The 19,166-nt window shown below is 71.1% G+C and carries 20 protein-coding genes; 4 read left to right on the top strand and 16 right to left on the bottom strand.

Annotated features, from left to right (window positions below; all coding sequences use genetic code 11):
- Window positions 1-25 precede the first annotated feature (25 nt).
- The 6 genes from dcp to LRX76_RS14385 all read right to left on the bottom strand — a co-directional run bounded on the left by dcp (window position 26) and on the right by LRX76_RS14385 (window position 6,688).
- Complete coding sequence (gene dcp / locus LRX76_RS14410) at window positions 26-2,176, bottom strand: peptidyl-dipeptidase Dcp (RefSeq protein ID WP_231806320.1); 2,151 nt, start codon at window positions 2,174-2,176, stop codon at window positions 26-28.
- A gap of 174 nt (window positions 2,177-2,350) precedes the next feature.
- Entirely contained in the window at window positions 2,351-3,376 is a 1,026-nt protein-coding gene (locus LRX76_RS14405; protein WP_231806319.1) for an isoaspartyl peptidase/L-asparaginase, read from the bottom strand.
- 90 nt (window positions 3,377-3,466) lie between these two features.
- Window positions 3,467-4,096 (bottom strand): lysophosphatidylcholine acyltransferase, encoded by a 630-nt coding sequence (locus tag LRX76_RS14400; protein WP_231806318.1) that lies wholly within the window; start codon window positions 4,094-4,096, stop codon window positions 3,467-3,469.
- Between the two features lie 2 nt (window positions 4,097-4,098).
- Window positions 4,099-4,530, bottom strand: a complete 432-nt coding sequence (gene arfB / locus LRX76_RS14395; RefSeq protein WP_231806317.1) for an alternative ribosome rescue aminoacyl-tRNA hydrolase ArfB — start codon at window positions 4,528-4,530, stop codon at window positions 4,099-4,101.
- 248 nt (window positions 4,531-4,778) lie between these two features.
- The gene (locus LRX76_RS14390) at window positions 4,779-5,612 is read right to left on the bottom strand and encodes a pseudouridine synthase (RefSeq protein ID WP_231806316.1); all 834 of its coding nucleotides are present in this window, start codon (window positions 5,610-5,612) and stop codon (window positions 4,779-4,781) included.
- Window positions 5,612-6,688 (bottom strand): MBL fold metallo-hydrolase, encoded by a 1,077-nt coding sequence (locus LRX76_RS14385; protein WP_231806315.1) that lies wholly within the window; start codon window positions 6,686-6,688, stop codon window positions 5,612-5,614. Before LRX76_RS14385 ends, LRX76_RS14390 begins: the two co-directional genes overlap by 1 nt.
- 312 nt (window positions 6,689-7,000) lie before the next feature.
- Between LRX76_RS14385 and LRX76_RS14380 the strand changes: the two genes are divergently transcribed.
- Window positions 7,001-7,486, top strand: a complete 486-nt coding sequence (locus tag LRX76_RS14380; RefSeq protein ID WP_231806314.1) for a thioredoxin family protein — start codon at window positions 7,001-7,003, stop codon at window positions 7,484-7,486.
- A gap of 256 nt (window positions 7,487-7,742) precedes the next feature.
- On the opposite strand, the gene LRX76_RS14375 is transcribed toward LRX76_RS14380, so the two are convergent.
- From LRX76_RS14375 to LRX76_RS14365, 3 genes are all read right to left on the bottom strand, one after another.
- Window positions 7,743-8,327, bottom strand: coding sequence for an O-methyltransferase (locus LRX76_RS14375; protein WP_231806313.1), 585 nt, complete (start codon window positions 8,325-8,327; stop codon window positions 7,743-7,745).
- A gap of 227 nt (window positions 8,328-8,554) precedes the next feature.
- Complete coding sequence (ubiB, locus tag LRX76_RS14370) at window positions 8,555-10,234, bottom strand: ubiquinone biosynthesis regulatory protein kinase UbiB (RefSeq protein WP_231806312.1); 1,680 nt, start codon at window positions 10,232-10,234, stop codon at window positions 8,555-8,557.
- Window positions 10,231-10,872: an SCP2 sterol-binding domain-containing protein gene (locus LRX76_RS14365; RefSeq protein WP_231806311.1), complete on the bottom strand. Its 642-nt coding sequence runs from the start codon at window positions 10,870-10,872 to the stop codon at window positions 10,231-10,233. The genes ubiB and LRX76_RS14365 overlap by 4 nt, the downstream gene beginning before the upstream one ends.
- Before the next feature lie 419 nt (window positions 10,873-11,291).
- On the opposite strand from LRX76_RS14365, the gene ddlA reads away from it, so the two are divergent.
- Window positions 11,292-12,392, top strand: a complete 1,101-nt coding sequence (gene ddlA / locus LRX76_RS14360; protein WP_231806310.1) for a D-alanine--D-alanine ligase — start codon at window positions 11,292-11,294, stop codon at window positions 12,390-12,392.
- Window positions 12,389-12,922 carry a GNAT family N-acetyltransferase gene (locus LRX76_RS14355; RefSeq protein ID WP_231806309.1) on the top strand — a complete coding sequence of 178 codons (534 nt, stop codon included), beginning with the start codon at window positions 12,389-12,391 and terminating at the stop codon, window positions 12,920-12,922. The genes ddlA and LRX76_RS14355 overlap by 4 nt, the downstream gene beginning before the upstream one ends.
- 36 nt (window positions 12,923-12,958) lie before the next feature.
- Here LRX76_RS14355 and LRX76_RS14350 read toward each other — a convergent pair whose 3' ends face one another.
- From LRX76_RS14350 to oleC, 5 genes are all read right to left on the bottom strand, one after another.
- Entirely contained in the window at window positions 12,959-13,117 is a 159-nt protein-coding gene (locus LRX76_RS14350; protein WP_231806308.1) for a DUF1328 domain-containing protein, read from the bottom strand.
- 135 nt (window positions 13,118-13,252) lie between these two features.
- Window positions 13,253-13,711 (bottom strand): hypothetical protein, encoded by a 459-nt coding sequence (locus tag LRX76_RS14345; protein WP_231806307.1) that lies wholly within the window; start codon window positions 13,709-13,711, stop codon window positions 13,253-13,255.
- A gap of 10 nt (window positions 13,712-13,721) precedes the next feature.
- Window positions 13,722-14,714 carry a 2-alkyl-3-oxoalkanoate reductase gene (oleD, locus tag LRX76_RS14340; protein ID WP_231806306.1) on the bottom strand — a complete coding sequence of 331 codons (993 nt, stop codon included), beginning with the start codon at window positions 14,712-14,714 and terminating at the stop codon, window positions 13,722-13,724.
- Between the two features lie 240 nt (window positions 14,715-14,954).
- Complete coding sequence (locus tag LRX76_RS14335; RefSeq protein WP_231806305.1) at window positions 14,955-15,293, bottom strand: endonuclease domain-containing protein; 339 nt, start codon at window positions 15,291-15,293, stop codon at window positions 14,955-14,957.
- 150 nt (window positions 15,294-15,443) lie between these two features.
- Window positions 15,444-17,099, bottom strand: coding sequence for an olefin beta-lactone synthetase (gene oleC / locus LRX76_RS14330; RefSeq protein WP_231806304.1), 1,656 nt, complete (start codon window positions 17,097-17,099; stop codon window positions 15,444-15,446).
- 106 nt (window positions 17,100-17,205) lie between these two features.
- On the opposite strand from oleC, the gene LRX76_RS14325 reads away from it, so the two are divergent.
- Window positions 17,206-17,643 carry a YkgJ family cysteine cluster protein gene (locus tag LRX76_RS14325; protein ID WP_231806303.1) on the top strand — a complete coding sequence of 146 codons (438 nt, stop codon included), beginning with the start codon at window positions 17,206-17,208 and terminating at the stop codon, window positions 17,641-17,643.
- A gap of 42 nt (window positions 17,644-17,685) precedes the next feature.
- Here the strand turns inward: LRX76_RS14325 and LRX76_RS14320 are convergent, their stop codons facing one another.
- Together LRX76_RS14320 and LRX76_RS14315 are read right to left on the bottom strand one after the other, a co-directional pair.
- On the bottom strand, window positions 17,686-18,216 hold the full coding sequence (locus tag LRX76_RS14320) for an isochorismatase family protein (RefSeq protein WP_231806302.1): 531 nt from the start codon (window positions 18,214-18,216) through the stop codon (window positions 17,686-17,688).
- Window positions 18,213-19,151, bottom strand: a complete 939-nt coding sequence (locus LRX76_RS14315) for an alpha/beta fold hydrolase (RefSeq protein ID WP_231806301.1) — start codon at window positions 19,149-19,151, stop codon at window positions 18,213-18,215. Before LRX76_RS14315 ends, LRX76_RS14320 begins: the two co-directional genes overlap by 4 nt.
- Between the last annotated feature and the right edge of the window lie 15 nt (window positions 19,152-19,166).

The following is a 19,166-nucleotide window of genomic DNA, read 5'->3' as shown; positions in this document are numbered from 1 at the left end:
CCGGTTGCCTGCATCCCCGCGGGCGCTACTTCAGCCCGCGGTTCTCCAGCAGCGGCTCGACGCTGGGGTCCTTGCCGCGGAAGTCGCGGTACAGCGTGGCCAGCTCCACGGTGTTGCCGCGCGAGAGGATCTTGTCGCGGAAAACCTGGCCGTTCTCGGCGCTCAGGCCGCCGTGCTCCTTGAACCATTCGAAGGCGTCGTCGTCGAGCACCTCGGCCCAGAAGTAGGCGTAGTAGCCGGCCGAGTAGCCGCCGCCCCAGATGTGGTCGAAGTAGCTGGTGCGGTAGCGCGGCGGCACCTGCGGCAGGTCCACCTTGTACTTCTTCAGCGCCTGCGCCTCGAAGCCGTCCACGTCCTGCAGCGGCGCGTCGGCCGGCAGCGAGTGCCAGGCCAGGTCCAGCAGCGCCGCCGACAGGTACTCGGTGGTGGCGTAGCCCTGGTTGAAGGTCCGGGCCTTCTGGATCTTGTCCACCAGCGCCTGCGGCATCGCCTCGCCGGTCTGGTAGTGCTTGGCGTAGTTGGCGAACACCTTGGGATCGGTCGCCCAGTGCTCGTTGAACTGCGAGGGGAACTCGACGAAGTCGCGCGAGGTGCTGGTGCCGGCGATCGAGGGGTACTTCACCTTCGAGAACATGCCGTGCAGGGCGTGGCCGAACTCGTGGAACATGGTGGTGACGTCGTCGAAGCTCAGCAGCGCCGGCTGGCCGGCGGCGGGCTTGGTGAAGTTGCAGACGTTGTAGACCACCGGCTTGGCCCCGGTGAGCCCGTCCTGCTCGACGAACACGTCCATCCAGGCGCCGCCGGACTTGCTGTCGCGCTTGAAGTAGTCGGTGTAGAACAGCGCCAGCGAGCTGCCGTCCTTGTCGAACACCTCGTACACCTTCATGTCCGGGTGGTAGGTCGGGATGTCGGTGCGCTGCTTGAAGGTGATGCCGTAGAGCTGGTTGGCGGCGTAGAAGACGCCGTTCTGCAGCACGTTGTCCAGTTCGAAGTACGGCTTGATCTGCGACTCGTCCAGGTCGTACTTGGCCTTGCGCACCTGCTCGGCGTAGAAGTCCCAGTCAGAGGCGGCGAGCCTGAAGCCGCCCTGCTGCGCGTCGATCACCTTCTGCATCTCGGCGATCTCGCCGCGCGCCTTGGCGGTGGCCGCCGGCACCGTGTCGGTGAGCAGCTTGAACGCCTTGTCCGGGGTGCCGGCCATCTGGTCGGACAGGCTGTAGGCGGCCCAGCTGTCGTAGCCGAGCAGCCTGGCCTTGTGCGCGCGCAGCTGGGCCAGGCGCTGGACGATCTGGCGGGTGTCGTTGCCGTCGCCCAGTTCGGTGCGCGTCTCCGAGGCCTTGAGCACCTCGGCGCGCAGCTCGCGGTCCTTGAGCGAGGCCAGCACCGGCTGCTGGGTGGTGTTCTGCAGCGCCAGCAGGTACTTGCCGTCGAGCTTGCGCGCCTTGGCGTCCTCGGCGGCCGAGGCGATCTCGCCGTCGGACAGGCCGTCGAGCCGGGCCTTGTCGTCCACCACCACCGCGCCGGCGGCCGCGGCGGCCACCAGCCGGGTGTGGAACTGGGTGGAGAGCGTGCTCTCCTCGACGTTGAGCTTGCGCAGCGCGGCCTTGTCGGCGTCGGACAGCTGCGCGCCGGCACGGACGAACTCGGTGTACTGGTACTCGACCAGGCGCTTCTGCTCCGGGTCCAGGTTCAGTGCGTCGCGCTGGTCGTGGATCGTCTTGATGCGCTCGAACAGCTTCGGGTTCAGTGCGATCTCGTCCTGGTGCGCGGCCAGCCGGGGCGCCACCTCCTCCTGGATCTTCTGGCGGGCGTCGTTGGTGTCGGCCTGGACCAGGCCGAAGAAGATGCGCGACACCCGGCTCAGGGTCTCGCCCGAACGCTCCATCGCCTCGAAGGTGTTGGCGAAGGTGGGCGGCTCCGGGTTGTCGGCGATCTTCTGGATCTGCTCCAGGTGCTGGCGCATGCCTTCCTCGAACGCCGGCAGGTAGTCGCTGTCGCTGATCCTGTCGAACGGCGGCGCCTGGAACGGCAGCGCACTGGCGCTCAGCAGCGGATTGGCGGAGGCATCGGGCGTCTGCGCGACGGGGGTTTTCTCGGACACGGCGGGGGACTCTTTACCGGAACAGGCGGCCAGCGCCAGGCTGATGGCGGCGGCCAGGACAAGGGTACGCGACATGGAACGGGACTCCAGAAGTTCGGGGCAGCGACAACAGCGGCGCAAGGTACTCCAATTGCACGGCGACGGCACTGTCGGAGAGGCAGGGATTGGGGATTGGGGATTCGGGATTCGGGATTCGGGATTGGGGATTCGTCAGAGCGAAGCAAGCAGGCTTTTGCGAATCCCGAATCGCTACTCCCCAATCCCGTCCCTGAAGATCGCCACGTGCGCCACGCCGTCGGCGCCGATCCAGCCGCGGTACATGCCGTCGGTGTTGAACGGGAAGGCCATGCTGCCGTCGGCGGCCAGCGCGATGGCGCCGCCATCGCCACCGGCGGCGGGGATCTGCCGGTCGATCACCTCCTCCGCGGCCTGCTGCAGGCTCTGCCCGGCGTACTTCACCCGCGCGCAGATGTCGTAGGCGGCCACCGCGCGGATGTAGTACTCGCCCCAGCCGGTGCCGGACACCGCGCACTGGTCGTTGGCGTAGGTGCCGGCGCCGATGATCGGCGAGTCGCCGACGCGGCCGTAGCGCTTGTTGGTCATGCCGCCGGTGGAGGTGCCGGCGGCCAGGTGGCCCTGCGCGTCCAGCGCCAGCGCACCGACGGTGCCGAAGTGCCTGGCGGTCTCGATGTCGGCATGGGCCTGGCCGCCGGCCTCCTCCTTCAACGCCTTCTGCAGCTGCTGCCAGCGCTTGTCGGTACGGAAGTAGGACGGATCGACCAGGGTGACGCCCTGCTCCTGCGCGAAGGCCTCGGCACCGTCGCCGACCAGCATCACGTGCCTGGATTTCTCCATCACCGCGCGCGCCAGCTGGATCGGGTTCTTCACCCGGTGCACGCCGGCCACGGCGCCGGCCCGGCCGCTGGCGCCGTCCATGATCGAGGCGTCGAGTTCGTTGCGGCCGTCGTGGGTGAACACCGCGCCGCGACCGGCGTTGAACTGCGGCGCGTCCTCCATCACCGAGATGGCGGCGGCCACCGCGTCCAGCGCCGGCCTGCCCGCCGCCAGCACCTGGTGGCCGGCGTGCAGTGCGCGCTCCAGCGCCGCGCGCGCCTCGGCCTCGTCCTGCGCCGACAGGCTGGCGCGGTTCACGCCGGCACCGCCGTGGATCACCAGCACCGGCGTCTTCGCCGTGGCGGCGGCGGCGGTGCCGGCGGACAGCGACAGCGTGAGGCAGGACAGCAGGGACAGAATGCGCAGGCGGCTGGATGTCATGAGGGCTCTCGCTGGCGGTGGAGCGGGCACGCGTACCCGCTCCGAGGGAAGGTCATGTGCGGACGCGGCGCCGTTGCCGGCGCATGCGCCTCACAGCGTATCGCGGTTCTTGCCGCGCCACGGCCGGTACCAGTCGCGGATGGCGGCGATGTCGGCGTCCATGTCCTCGCCCGGCCAGAACGGCTCGCCCACGCCGATCGTCCTGCTGGGATAGTCGAAGTACACCGGCAGGATCGGCACCCCGGCGTGCTTGGCGATCTTCCAGAACCCGGCCTTCCACTGCACCACCCGCTGGCGCGTGCCCTCGGGGGTGATCACGTACCACATGCGCTCGGACTGCTCGAACAGCCGCACCGCCTGGCCGACGGTACCCTGCGGCGAGCTGCGGTCCAGCGGGATGCCGCCGAGCCGGCGCAGCAGCGGCCCCAGCGGCCACCAGAACAGGCTGGCCTTGCCCAGCACCTTGACCTCGAAGCCGAGCGCGAACTTGGCGGCGAAGCCGAGGAAGCCGTCCCAGTTGGACGAGTGCGGGGCGACGATCATCACCAGCTTGGACAGGTCTGGCAGCCGGCCCACGATCCTCCAGCCGCCCAGCCGCAGCGCGGTGCGTCCGAGCCAGTGCGCGAAGCGCCCGTGCGCCGGTGGCATGTTCGGCGGCGGGGGCTGCCGCAATGGATCGTCCTGGGTCACCGGTGGCAACGACGGGGCGGATTGACTCACGTTCACTCCCAATGCGACGACGAGCGTCCACGCTTGACCTGGCTGCGTTCGCGCTTGGCGTCCAGCCGGCGCAGCTTGGAGCCGTGGGTGGGCTTGGTGGCGATGCGGCGCTTGGGCACCGACAGGCCGGCGGCGATGAACTCGACCAGGCGTGCGCGCGCGTCCTCGCGGTTGCGGTCCTGGGTACGGAAACGCTGCGCATCAATGACCAGCACGCCCTCGGAGGTGAGGCGGCGGTCGCGGCGCGACAGCAGGCGCGCGCGCAGCGGCTCGGGCAGCGACGGCGAGCCGGCCACGTCGAAACGCAGTTCCACCGCGGTGGAGACCTTGTTGACGTTCTGCCCGCCGGCGCCGCTGGCACGCACGAATCGCTCGACCAGTTCGTCCTCGGGGATCGCCAGCGCGGCGCTGATCTGGATGGTGGCGTTGCCCATGGACGGGATTGTAATCGGCCCGGCAGGCGCCCTGCCCGCTGCGATTGCCGCTTCCCGATGCTGGCGATCCGGCGGAAGACGTGGCCACCGCCCGCCGGAAGGTGGCGGGATCCGGAGCGGATCGGCCCCGAGCCGGCCACCTTCTGCTAGCGCCGGGCTTGTGCTTGCCGCCCCTCTTGGGGGGCTCGGCTGCTTTCCCTCCCGCTGTCCGCGCCAGCCGACGCCAAGGGCAGCCGAGCAAGCCCGTCTTACGCTACGGATACGGGCGGGGCCAGCGAATCCGGTCCCCAGCCGAACAGGTCGCAGGCCTTGCGGAACTGCGCGTCCAGCGGCGCGCGCACCTCGATGCGGCGGCCGTCGCCGGGGGCCGGGAACGACAGCCGCTCGGCATGCAGCAGCATGCGGTGCACGCCCTGCATGCGGAACGTGCGGTTGTGGCGGCCGTCGCCGTGGCTGGTGTCGCCGATCAGGTGGTGCGAGAGATGCTTGAGGTGGCGGCGGATCTGGCGGAAACGCCCGGTCTGCGGCTGGCAGCGCAGCAGCGCATAGCGCGAGGTCGGGAACTCGCCGGCCGGCACCGCCAGCTCGCCGCTGAGCAGGCGCTGGAAATGGGTGACGGCCGGCTTCTTCACCGGCTTGCCGGGGCCGCCATCGAGGTCGTGATCGACCGTGAAGCGTTCCTCGGCCGGCCAGCCGCGGCATACGGCGAGGTAGTCCTTCTCCACCTCGCCGGCCATCAGCGCCTTGCCCAGCGCGCCGGCACTTTCGCGGTCGAAGGCCAGCAGCAGGCAGCCGCTGGTGGCGCGATCGAGCCGGTGGACCAGGAAGATCGGCCGCCCCAGCTGCTCGCGCAGGCGGTCGGCCAGGAAGTCGTCCTCGCCGCGCGCCAGCTTGCTGTCGTGGACCATCAGCCCGGCCGGCTTGTCGACCACCGCCAGCGACGGGTCCAGGTACAGCAGCCGCAGCGGTGGGTGGCGTTCGTTCACCGGCGCATTATCGGCGCTGGCCGGCGGCGGCGACAGCACGGCGTGGCGGGTGACGCCCGGCGCGGCCGGCCGCGCCGGCGATGCCGCATCCCGCATCAGCGCGGCCGTCCCTGTGCCCGCTCCGCGCTTGCCGCGCGCGGTACCGCCCGGTCCTTCGCCGGCAGCCGCCACCAGCGCTCGACCGCCGGCGGCAGCGCCGCGTCCACCGCCTGCCCGAGCATCGGCATGGAGATCGCCACCGCGCGCGCCTGCGCCGCCGCCAGCACCCGTTCCATCGGCTCGTTCCAGTCGTGGAAGGCCAGGTCGAAGGTCGCGTTGTGGATCGGCAGCAGCCAGCGCCCGCGCACGTCCAGCTGCGCCTGCACGGTCTGCTCCGGCAGCATGTGCACGCCTTCCCACAGCGGGTCGTAGGCGCCGCACTCGATCAGGCTCAGGTCGAACGGTCCGAGCCGTTCGCCGATCTCGGCGAAGCCGGGGAAGTAGCCGCTGTCGCCGCTGAAGAACAGCTTCAGCCCCGGCGCCTGGATCGCCCACGATGCCCACAGCGTGCGATCGCGCCCGAACGCGCCGCGGCCGGAGAAGTGCTGCGCCGGCGTCGCGGTCAGTTCCACCTCACCGACGCGGATCGACTGCCACCAGTCCAGCTGCACCACCTTGTCCGCATCCACGCCCCAGCGCCGCAGCAGGTCGCCGACGCCCAGCGGCGCCACGAACACGCCGGCGCGCGCGGCCAGCGCGCGGATCGCGGCCCTGTCCAGATGGTCGTAGTGATCGTGCGAAAGGATCACCCCGCGCAGCGGCGGCAGCTGGTCCAGCGCGATGGGCGGGGCCTGGAAACGGCTCGGGCCGATCCAGGAGAACGGCGAGGCGCGCCCGGAGAACACCGGGTCGGTCAGCCACCAGCCGCCGTCGAGCTTGACCAGCACGGTGGAATGGCCGAGCCGGTACAGGCGGTTGTCCGGCGCCGCGTCCAGCATCTGCGCGGTCAGCGGCTGCACCGGCGGCGGTGCCGGCGGCCGCGTGGACGGGCGCTTGCCGGCCAGGAACTTCCACCACAGCCCGATCATCTGGCGGCCGTGCGGGAACTTGGGCGTAACGGGGTTGCGGAAGCGGCCCTCGCGATACTGCGGCGAGGCGGAATAGTCGGGGGTGACGCCGGAAGCAGCGGACATGGGGGAGATTCCAGTGGGGATGGAGGATCGATGCCGCGCTTCACGCGGCGCCGGAAGATCGCTGCCGGGCAACCGGCCGCGGCCGCCCGGCCGCCGCAGCGGCAGCCTGTGCCATCGGGCACCGGTCCCGCCGCGGGCGGTCCCGGGCGGAAAGGCCATGGGGGATTCTCCGATGCGGACAGCAATCCGCCCTGAATCGCGATACCTGCCCCGGCCGGGCCGGAACCGGCAATCGGGCCGTTCTTGATCTGGTTCATTGACGCTGCACGCGAAGCGGGCCAAGCATGCGGCATATTCGATGAGGACCCTGCCATGAAACGACTGTTGCCCCTGCTGTTTCTCGTATTGGCGCCTTTGTCGCTGGCGGCCGAGCTTCCCTACGACGAGCAGGCCGATGCCGCCGCGCAGGTGCGCCAGGCGCTGGCGAACGGCAAGCAGCACGACAAGCCAACCCTGCTGATCTTCGGTGCCAACTGGTGCGGCGACTCGATCGCGCTGGACAAGGCGATGCGCGCGGAGAAGAACGTACCGCTGGTGCAGCGCTTCGAGGTGGTGACGATCGACATCGGCCGCCGCGACCGCAACCTCGAACTGAACCAGGCCTACGGCGACCCGATCAAGAAGGGCATTCCCGCCGTGGTGGTGGTCTCGCCCGAGGGCGAGGTGACCCACGACACCGCCAAGGGCGAGCTGGCCCGGGCGCGCACGCTCAGCGACGACGACATCCACGCCTTCCTGCAGCACTGGCTGGAGCCGGAGGGGCTGGAGCTGTGCAGCGGCCCCGGCGAGGAGACGTAGGCGGCCGGTCGTCTCATCGAGAAGTCCCAAAGGCCGGCTCCCTTCACCCGCTTGCGGGGGAAGGTGCCCGAAGGGCGGATGGGGGCTGCCTGGAGCATGGGAGAGCAACAGCAAAAGCCCCCCATCCGGCGCTGCGCGCCACCTTCCCCCGCAAGCGGGAGAAGGGGTCCGCTTTCCCGTTTCCCCTGTCGAGGCATGGGGCCGGTAGAGCAAGACATCCCGGACATCCCCGGCAGCGCAGCTGGATCCTGCCCGCTCAGCCCGCGCGCACCGCCAGCAGCTCGCCCTTGCCCACCGGCACCAGCACGCAGGTGAATTCGGCGTCCGCGTCGAGCAGCGCGCGCAGCGGCGCCATCTGTTCGGCATGCGATGCAGCGTTATCCACCACCAGCAGCCCGCCCGGACGCAGCACCCGGCGCAGTGCCGGCCACCATTGCGCGTACAGGCTGCGCTCGCTGTCCAGGAACACCAGGTCGAAGCCGCCGGCCGGCGCCTGCGCCAGCCACGCGCCGGCATCGGCCTGCACCGCCTCGATGCGGTCCTGCAGCCCTGCTCGGGCGAAGTTCTCCCGGGCCATGGCGAACTTGGCCGGCGACAGTTCCAGCGTGGTCACGTGGCCGCCGATGGCGCGCGCGGCCTCGGCCAGCCACAGCGTCGAGTAGCCGTTGGAGGTGCCGATCTCCAGGATCCGGCGCGCGCCGCTCGCGCGCACCAGCACCGACAGCAGCTCGCCGGTATCGGGGGTGATGTTGAGCATGCGCGGCGCGCCGTGCGCCAGGCCGGCATCGTGCCGGCGGCCGAAATCCGCCAGTTCGTCCTTCAGTCCCTGCAGGTCCATCATGCGCTCCTCGTGCCGTGCAACAACGATGTGGGCGGGTACGTCACGTATCCATGGAACTGCGCTCCCGCGCAGGCGGGAAACGCTTTTCGGCAGCCGAACGGCCGATCATCCATGGATGTCCCGGCCGATCGCGGCAACGTCCCTAGGGAGCGACGATCGGGGTTTCCCCGGACAGCAACTGCGCGCGCAGGGAACGAGGGTCCGGCACGCATCCGTGGCACGACGCGCTAGCGCCGCAGCCACGCCGACAGCAGCGCCACCGCGCCGACCGCGCCGCTGATCCAGCTCCACAACGGCGCCGACCACAGGTAGGCGCCGGGCGGGTGCAGCCCATACAGCACCGCGGCCACCACCAGCAATCCGGAGCCGGCGATGGCGGTGACCACCCGGCGCTGCAGGCGCCGCAGGCTCAGGTCCAGCGCCACCAGGTCGGCCGAGCGCACCGCCAGCTGGTGGCGGCCCTCGACCTGCTGCTTGAGCCAGGCATAGGCCAGCGCCGGCATGTCCGGGGCGTGGGTCATGATCTCCGGCAGGCGCTTGCGCAGTTCCTCGCTGGCGCGCTTGGGGCTGTAGCGCTCGACCAGGATGCGCTCGAGCACCGGCCGCGCCACCGCCCAGATGTCCAGCTGCGGGTCGAGCAGGCGGCCCAGGCCCTCGATGTTGAGCAGGGTCTTCTGCAGCAGGATCAGCTGCGGCTGCAGCGTGAGCTGGTAGCGCTGGGCGGTGCGGAACAGCTTGATCAGCACCTCGGCCAGCGACACCTGCGACAGCGGCCGGGTGAAGTACGGCTCGCACACCGCGCGCGCGGCCGCCTCCAGCTCGTCGATGCGCACCGTGGCCGGCATCCAGCCGGCCTGCACGTGCAGCTCGGCCACGCGCCGGTAGTCGCGGTTGAAGATGGCCATGAAGTTCTCGGCCAGGTAGTACTGGTCCTCGCTGGAGAGCTGGCCGACGATGCCGAAGTCCAGCGCGATGAAGCGCGGGTTGTACCTGCGCGCCGGGTCGCTGTCGACCCAGATGTTGCCGGCGTGGGCATCGGCGTGGAAGAAGTTGTCGCGGAACACCTGGGTGTAGAACACCCGCACGCTCTTGGCCGCCAGCGCGCGGCGGTCGACGCCGGCCGCGTCCAGCGCGGCGATGTCGTCGGAGGGGATGCCACGCACGCGCTCGAGCGTGAGCACGCGCTCGGCGGTGTGGCTCCACACCACTTCCGGCACGTACAGGTCATCCGAATGCTCCCAGAACCGGCGCAGCACGCTGGCGTTGGCGCCCTCGCGCTGCAGGTCCAGCTCGGCGGCCAGGGTCATCTCGACCTCGGCCACCACCTCGCGCGGGCGGATCTTGTCGGCGCGCGGGTGGATGCGCTCGACCACCGTGGCGGCGGACTGCAGCAGGGCGATGTCGGCATCGATCTGCCGCTCGATGTCCGGGCGCAGCACCTTGACCACCACCTCGCGCGCCACGCCGCCGGCGCCGGCGCCGGGCGGCAGCGCCGCCGCATGCACCTGCGCGATCGAGGCCGAGGCCAGCGGCTCGGTGTCGAAGCTGGCGAACGCCTCGGCCACCGGCCGCCCCAGCGCCTGCTCGACGATGCGCTGCGCGGTCTGGCCGTCGAACGGCTTGACCCGGTCCTGCAGCAGGGTCAGCTCCTCGGCGATGTCGGCCGGGATCAGGTCGCGGCGGGTGGACAGGACCTGGCCGAACTTGACGAAGATCGGCCCCAGGTCCTGCAGTGCCAGGCGCAGCCGCGCCCCGCGCGGCAGCGCGGCGATGTCGGGCGAGGCGCGCGGGACGAACGGCTTGGCCAGGCGCAGCCAGCGCTCGGCGCGGGTGCCGACCAGCAGGTCGTCCAGCCGGTAGCGCAGCATGACCCGGCCGATGCGGCTGGCGCGCAGCATCGCCTTCATGGCCGGCCCCCGGCCGGGCGCAGCCGGGCGATGCGCGCGGACAGGCGCTCGACGTCGTCGCGCAGGCCGTCGACGTCGTCGTAGAAGGCCTCCAGCTCGGCGCGCGGCACCACGTCGCGCGATTCCTCGGTGACGAACTCGGCCGCGCTGTGGGCCAGCTCCAGCGCACCACGGCGGGCCTGCTGCAGGCCGCCGCGCACGGCCTGGGCGATCTGCACGCCCAGCACCTCGCCGAACACGGCCACGAACGGCTGCTGCCAGTCCGGGTCGAAGCGCGAGGCCAGCTGCTGCAGCCGGCGCGCCAGTTCGGCATCGCCGGACACCCGCAGGCGCCCGGTCGGCGCCGCACCGGCGCGCGCATTGGCGAACGCGGGCAGCTGCCGCAGCAGCCCGCCCAGCGTGCTGCGCACCGCCAGGTCGGGTTCGCCGCCTTCCACCGGCCCGACCTGCAGCTGCTGGTCGGCCACGCGGATCTGCAGCGCCAGCGCGGGCGCATCCAGGGTCAGGGCGATGCGCTGGCCGTCGAGCGGGCGCAGGGCGTCGCGGGTGTCCGGATCCAGTGCCAGCGCGCGGTTGAGCGCCGTTTCCAGCGCACGGCCGGCCAGCGGCTTGAGACGATCGAAGGGAGAGGCAGGCATGGGCGGCATTCTACCCGTGCCGGCAGCCGCTCTTTGCCTTTGCCTGCGGGAGGAGGTGCCCGACTGCGAAGGCGGGATGCCGGAGCGAACGGGCGACCCCGATCCCAAACGTGCCGCAGGAGCGGCGCGCAATGGCGGACGCGGGTACGGCGAAACGTGAACGGCGCAGCGCCCCGCTTCGCCGTACCCCATCTCCCGGGGGAGAAGGGCTTCGAGGCCGACTGCCGGCCGTTGCCAGCCCCGGCACGGCCGGGGGTTCCGTGTACCGAACGAACGCTTCGCCGCGCGCCCGCAAGGTGCACGCTCCGGGTACGCCAGGCCAATGCTCCCGCTAATCCCAGCGAAGGGCGCACGGCGGCAGCCGCAGTGCAAAAGGTTCATCCTATGCGCCCTTTTCTATTCGGCAGGAGCGACACGGCATGGGCAAGACCCGGGTTGGCATCATCTTCGGCGGCAAGTCGGCCGAGCACGAGGTCTCGCTGCAGTCGGCGAAGAACATCGTCGATGCGCTGGACAAGGACCGTTTCGAGGTCAGCCTGATCGGCATCGACAAGCAGGGCCAGTGGCACCTGGCCGAACTGGACGGCTTCCTGCTCAACGCCGACGACCCGGCGCGGATCGCGCTCAACCGCAGCGGCCGCGCCCTGGCGCTGGTGCCGGGCGTCCAGGCGCAGCAGCTGCGCCCGGTGCAGCAGGCGCAGGCGCTGGAGCAGATCGACGTGGTGTTCCCGATCGTGCACGGCACGCTCGGCGAGGACGGCTCGCTGCAGGGCCTGCTGCGCATGGCCAACCTGCCGTTCGTCGGTTCCGGCGTGCTCGGCTCGGCGGTGGCGATGGACAAGGACGTGGCCAAGCGCCTGCTGCGCGACGCCGGCCTGCCCGTGGCCCCGTGCGTATGCCTGCGCCGCGGCGAGGCGGCCGATTTCGACGCCATCGTCGCCGCCCTCGGCCTGCCGCTGTTCGTCAAGCCGGCCAACCAGGGCTCGTCGGTGGGCGTGAGCAAGGTGGACGATCGCGCCGGGTTCGACGCGGCGCTGGCGCTGGCGCGGACCTTCGACCACAAGGTGCTGGTGGAGGCGGCCGTCGCCGGGCGCGAGATCGAGTGCGCGGTGCTCGGCAACGACGACCCGCAGGCCAGTGTCTGCGGCGAGGTGGTGGTGCACGACGCCTTCTATTCCTACGACACCAAGTACATCAGCCAGACCGGCGCGGACGTGGTGGTGCCGGCGGCGATCGATGCCGCGACCCAGTCGCGCATCCAGGACATCGCCGTGCGCGCCTACCGGGCGCTGGACTGCGCCGGCATGGCGCGGGTGGACGTGTTCCTGACCGCCGCCGGCGAGGTGGTGGTCAACGAGGTCAACACCCTGCCCGGCTTCACCCGCATCAGCATGTATCCCAAGCTGTGGCAGGCCAGCGGGCTGGGCTACCGCGAGCTGATCACGCGCCTGGTCGAACTGGCGCTGGAACGCCACCGGGCCGACCAGGCGCTGCGCAGCACGGTGGCGCTGCCGCAATGAGTACGGACACCGTGCGCGCGCCGCGGGCGGAGGAATATCCGGCGCTGCTGGCGCTGAACAACGCACACGCGACGGAACTGTCTTGGCAGGAGCCGGCCGCGTTCGCCGCGCTGCTGGACGACGCCTGGCATGTACGCACCGCGGGCGACGCGGACGCACTGCTGGTCGCCTTCGACCAGGACGCGGCCTACGACAACGCCAACTTCGCCTGGTTCGCCGCGCGCTACCGGCGCTTCGTCTATGTCGACCGGATCGTGGTGGCCGGCCGCGCGCGCGGCCGCGGCCATGCCGTGCGGCTGTACCGCGACCTGGTCGAACGCGCACGGGCAGCGGGCCATGCCCTGCTGGCGTGCGAGATCAATCGAGAACCGCCCAATCCCGGCTCGCGCGCGTTCCACGAACGGCTCGGCTTCGCGCCGGTCGGCGACGCGCGGCTGGCCGGCGGCAAGCACGTCGACTACTTCGTGCTGCGGCTCGATCGGAACTGCCACAACGGCGACGGCCCGCGCGATGCGCGGGCCGTCGGATGAACGCGTGCGGCCGGACGGGCCGCACCCCCGGAAGGTCTAGACCTTGCCGCGGCGGAACAGCGAGATCACCGCAAGGATCAGGAACACGACGAACAGGATCCAGGCGATGTTGGTGGCGGCACCGGCGATGCCGCTGAATCCGAGTACCGCGGCGATGATGGCGATGACGAAAAAGACGATGGCGTAATGCAGCATGGCAGGTCCCAATATGGTTGTCGTGCCGGATCGGCGCTCAGTCATCATCGACCGAGGCCGGTCGTCGCCGGGTGACGTTGCCGTCGCGGCCGGATGAGGATCGATCGCGGCCGCAGCGGCGCCGCCTGCCCGCATTCATCCCCGCCCTGCCGCCAGGAACGCGCGCCAGCCGCCGAAACCGGTGATCTCGCGCGCCGCGCCCAGGGCGTGGCCCTCGCAGATGAAGCCGGTCTCCCAGCTCCCGTCCTCCAGCTGCACCTTGCCCAGCCCCAGCGGCGCGGGGATGTTGAGCAGGAAGTGGCCCAGCTCGGTCCTGGGCAGTTCCCACACCTCGACCTCGATCGCCGCGCCATGGGTGTCGCGCGCCAGCCCCGGGCGCAGCGGCGGCGGCCCCGGCAGCGCGTAGAGCCGGTAGCAGGCGGCGGTACGGGTGGCGCGCAGCAGGCGCCCGCCGCGATCGGCCAGTTGCCAGTTCAGCGGCTGCCCCAGCAGGTGCGCGCCGCAGACGACGACTTCGGTATCGGTCTGCCGCAACGACTGACCGTGCTTGAGCACGCAGGACCCGTGGCCGCCGCCGGGCAGCGGTTCGGACAACGATGGCCGCTCAGCGCGCCCGGGCGGCGGACAGCCGCCGCAGCCCTTCCTCGATGCTCACCGCGGGCACGTAGCCGAAGTCGCGCTCGGCCGGCGCCATGCTGTACCAGTGCGGGGTGCACAGCTGCTCGGCGAGGAAACGCGTCATCGGCGGATCGCCGGGCAGATGCAGCCACGGCCACAGCCTTTCGCACACCGCGCCGATGCGGTAGGCGGCCTTGAACGAGATCGTCCGGGTCACCGGCGGCGCCCCTGCCGCGGCCAGCAGGCGCTCCAGCAGCTCGCGCATCGGCAGCGGCTCGCCGTTGGAGATGAAGTACGCCCTGCCGGCACAGGCCGCGCCCGGCGCCAGGTGTTCGAAGGCGGCGAAATGCGCCTGCGCGGCATTGTCGATGTAGGTGGTATCGACCTTGTTGAGGCCATCGCCGACCAGCCGCAGCCGCCCGGCGCGCGCGCGCGCCACCAGTTGCGGCAGCAGGTGGTTGTCGCCCGGCCCCCAGATCAGCCGCGGCCGCAGCGCCACGGTCGCCAGGGTGGCATCGTTGGCCCCCAGCACCGCCTGCTCGGCGATGGCCTTGGTCGCCGGATACGGTGCCAGGAACGCCTCGCCGTACGGCACTTCGTCAGCGCCCAGGCCCTCGACCGGATGGCCGGCGCGGTGGGTGACGCTGGGGGTGGAGGTGTACACCAGCCGGCCGACGCCGTGGCCGCGGCAGGCATCGATCACGTTCTGCGTACCGACCACGTTGGCGCGGTGGTAGCTGTCGTAGCTGCCCCAGGCACCGGCCTTGGCGGCGTTGTGGAACACCGCCTCCACGCCGGCCACGGCATGGTTGACCGTGTCGGCATCGGCCAGGTCGCCACGGATCTGGCCCACGCCCAGCGCCTGCAACGCCGGGTAGTGGCCGCGGTTGAGGCTGACCACTTCGTGGCCGCGCTCGACCAGCCCCCGGCACAACGCCTGCCCGAGGAAACCGCCGCCGCCGGTGACCAGGATCTTCATCGTGTGCTGCCGTGTGGATCGGGAAAAGGAGCAGAAGCTTAACCCCTCCCCGGCCCTCCCCTGCTTCGCAAGGGAGGGGGAAAAGCGCCAGCTCCGGGATTCTGCTGCCGCTCCCTCCTCCCTTTCTCCACTCCGGAATCCTGCCGCCGCTCCCCGCTCCCTTTCGCCACTCCGGAGTCCTGCCGCCGTTCCTCCTCCCTTTCGCCGCAGGCGAAGGGGAGGGTTGGGGAGGGGTGCCTTTCAGCTTTCACCCAACGCCCGCAGGATGTCCTCCAGCACCGCGTCGGTACGCAGCAGCACGTCGTCGTTCCAGTAGCGCAGCACACGCCATCCCAGTGCCTGCAGGTGCCGCGTGCGCTGCATGTCGTAATCGCGCTGCTGCAGGTGCTGCCCGCCATCCAGCTCCAGCGCCAGCCTTGCCGAGGGGCAGGCGAAATCGACGATGTATCCACCCACCGGCACCTGCCGGCGGAAACGGTGGCCCGCGAGTTCGCGACGACGCAGGCGATACCACAGGTGGCGCTCGGCATCGGTCGGCGCATTGCGCAGGCGGCGGGCCTGCAGGCGTAGCGCATCCATGCGCAGGTTCCTTTTCGTGGCGAAGGCAAGAGCCTAACCCCTCCCCAGCCCTCCCCTGCTTCGCAAGGGAGGGAGCAACGGCGCGTCGTGCTGTCAGATTCTTGCTTGCTCCCTCCCTTGCGCGCAGCGCAGGGGAGGGCTGGGGAGGGGTCAGCTCTTCAGCTTCCCAGCCGCCCACAGCGCCAACTTCTCGCGCCCGATCTTGGCGTTGTGGCGGATGTCCACCGGGAAGCCGGGATGGCGCAGGAACCATTCGATCCCGGCGGTGTGCGGGAACTTCGCGGCCAGCGCGCGCAGCGCCTGCTCGATCCCCTCCTGCCGCGACACGGGCACGTCGGACAGAAGCTCGTAGCACAGCACCGGCAGCTGCGCGCCGTGCTCGCCCACGCCCACCAGCGCGGTGCGGCACACGCCGGCCGCGGTATTGAATACCGGCTCGACCTGCTCGGTGTACAGCGCGCCGGCCACAGTCTCCACCCGCTGGGTCTTGCGCCCGCAGAACCACAGCCGGCCTTCGTCGTCGAAATAGCCGACATCGCCCATGCGATGCACCACGCACTGGCCGCCATCGGCCAGGCGCTCGCGGATCTTGGCCGCGCGCGTGGCGGCCTCGCGGTTGAAGTAGCTGTCGGTGGCGGTCGGCCCGGCCACGGTGATCTCGCCGACCTGCCCGGCCGGCAGTTCGCGCACGCCGCTCCAGTCTTCGATCGGCGCATCGTCCACGGCGATGATGCGCACCCGGTTTGGCGGCACCGGGCGGCCGACGCAGGTACCGGCGCCGGCCTCGGTGGCCGCGCGCGTGGCCTGCAGTTCGGCACCCTCGATCACCGCCACCGGCAGGCACTCGGTGGCGCCGTAGGGGGTCCAGAACTGCGCATCGGCAGGCAGCAGTGCGCGAATCTTCTCGACCACCTCGGGCGGCACCGGCGCGCCGGCCGAGGTGACGCGCCTGACGGTCGGCAGCGGCCGCCCGTGCCCGGCCAGCACCCGCATCAACGCCGGCGAGCCGAACAGCTGGGTCACGCCGAAGCGGGCGATGGCATCGTGCAGCCGGCGCGGATCGGCCTGCGCCGGGCGCGTGGGGTCCATGTCCGGGATCACCGAGGTCAGCCCCAGCGCCGGGTCGAACAATGCGAACGGCGGGAAGGTCGGCAGGTCCACCCCGCCGGCCTGCATGCCGAACGCGTTGCGCAACAGCTCGACCTGGCCGAGGAAGTGCCGGTGCCGGTACACCACGCCCTTGGGCACGCCGGTGGAGCCGCTGGTGAACAGGATCGCGGCGATGTCATCCGGCCGTGTATCCGCCAATCGTGCGCCGGCGCCGGCGCCATCGCGCTCGACATGCGCCAGCGTGGTCCCGCCCCAGGCCCAGCGGCGGCCGACGGTGACGATGCGCTGCGCCGACTTCGCCCAGCCCAGCAGCAGCCGCGCCGCCTGCGCCAGTGCGATGCCGACGAACGCCTGCGGCTGCGCCTCGTCCAGGCATTGCTTGAGCGCGCGCCGATCGATGCCCGGATCGACCAGCACCGGCACCGCGCCGGCCTTGAACAGCGCGAACATCAGCAGGAAGAACTCCGGCGACGGCCGCACCATCACCACCGTGCGGATGCCGCGGCCGATGCCGTGCACGTCCAGTCCGGCGGCGATCGCATCGCTGCGTGCATCCAGCTGCGCGTAGGTCAGTTCGATGTCGTAGGCGGCCATGCCGTCGCCGCGGCGCGTGCCCGGGCAGCGGATGGCGACCTGTCCGGGACGCTCGCGCGCCAGCCGCGGCAGCGCGGCGGCGATGTTGCAGATGGATTCCATCGGCCGATTATCGCCGATGCCGCAAAGGCCCCCTTGCCTGCCGCCGCGGTTCGGGCAGAATCCGCGGCCAACCCCCGCTCCCGCCGCGCATCGCCCGGTACCCCCCATGCACCCCTGCCTGACCTGCGGCGCCTGCTGCGCGACCTACCGCGTCGCCTTCCACTGGCTGGAAAGCGACGACGCCACGCCGGGCGGAACCCCGGCAGCGCTGGCCGAGCGCCTCGACGCACACCGGCTGTGCATGCGCGGCACCCGCGCGGCGCCGGTGCGCTGCATCGCCCTGGATGCCGAGATCGGCCGCCATTCGCGCTGCACCATCCACCCGCAGCGGCCATCGGTGTGCCGCGAGGTCGAGGCGTCCTGGGAATCCGGCCGAGCCAGCATCCAGTGCGACAGGGCGCGCGCCGCCCATGGCCTGGCGGCGCTGACCATCGCGGACTGGCGCTGGCGCGAGGCCGCGCTCAACGACGACGGCGCTGCCAGGGACGACAGCGATGGCGACAACGATCCACCGACGCCGCGGTTGCCGCCACTGGCGGCCTGAGCCCGCGCAACGGCCGACACGGCGATCCGCTGCGACAGCCGGTCAGCCGAAGCGTACCTGATCGGCGACGACCGCCTCGATGCGCACACCGAAACTGGTGATGCCTGGCAACGTGGCATTGTGGTGCGCGCGGATCTGCCCGGCGCCGGCATGCGGCTTGTCGTGGGTGGTGTGGGCATCGGCGGCCAGCGTCACCGCATATCCCAGCGCCGCGGCGCGGCGCACCGTGGTGTCCACGCAGAACTCGCTGGCGTAACCGCACATCACCACGCGCTGGATCGCCTGCTCGTGCAGTCGCGCCTGCAGGTCGGTGCGCAGGAACGCATCGGGCGTGGTCTTGCGCACGCGCTGGTCGGAGGCGGCGACCTGCAGCGCCGGCAGCAACTGCCAGCCCTCGCTTTCGGCCGCCAGCGCACCGTGCCCGGTCTCATGCTGGACGAAGATCACGGCGGCCCCGGCCCGCCGCGCAGCTTGCGCCAGCGCGTTGATCCGCTCCACCACCGCATCGGCGTCGGCCGGTGCCGGCTCGAACAGCGCCCGCTGCACGTCGATCACCAGCAGCGCCGACTTCATCCCGCCGCCCCCGGCGAAGTGCCGCCGCCGCGGGCCAGCGGATGCCTATCCAGGAACGCGCGGATCTGCGGCACCAGCACCTCGTGCTTGTCCTCCAGCACGTAGTGGCCGGCATCGTCGAAGGCATGCACCTCGGCCTGCGGCAGGTCGGCGCGGAAGCGTTCGAGGAAATGCCGGTCGAACACGAAGTCCTTCAATCCCCAGCCGACGAAGGCGGGGCGGTCGGCGAACGACGGCAGCGCCTCGCCGGCCGCCTCCAGCAGCGGCCAGGCCGCATCGCCCGGCGCCAGCGGGATGTCCTGCATGAAGCGCACCGTGGAGATGCGGCTGCGCCAGGAGTCGTAAGGCGCCACGTAGGCGCGGCGCACATCGGCCGGCATGCGCCGCTGCACGCCCAGCCACGAGGCGCCGGCGGAGAACGCGTTGAAGCCGCGGATCACCAGCTCGCCGACGAAGTAGTCGCGGCCCAGCGCGATCTGCCACGGCATCGCCTTGGCCGCCGGCATCGGGAACGCGGCGGTGTTGAGGATCACCAGCCGCTTCACCTGGTCGGCATGCGCCAGCGCCCAGCCGAAGCCGATCATGCCGCCCCAGTCGTGCACCGCCAGCGTCATCGGCCCGTCGATGCCGAGGTGGTCGAGCAGCGCGGCGAGATCGTCCACGCGCGACTGCAAGGTGTAGTCATAGCGCGGCGCGGCGGTGGGGCGATCGTCGGGCTTGTCCGACAGGCCCATGCCGACATGGTCGGGCACGATGCAGCGGTAGCGATCGGACAGACCCGAGACCAGGGTGCGCCAGTAGTAGCTCCACGACGGATTGCCGTGCAGCATCACCACGACCTCGCCATCGCGCGGACCTTCGTCCAGGTAGCTCATGGCGATGCCCGGGCGCACGTCGAAGCGCTGCGGGGTGAAGGGGTAGCCGGGGAACCTCACATGCAATCCTTTCGT

Origin of the sequence: Stenotrophomonas sp. MMGLT7 (genome assembly GCF_021168555.1) — a bacterium.
Classification (GTDB): domain Bacteria; phylum Pseudomonadota; class Gammaproteobacteria; order Xanthomonadales; family Xanthomonadaceae; genus MMGLT7.
Note: the sequence above shows the minus strand (reverse complement) of the source record. Positions and strands in the feature narration are given on the sequence as shown.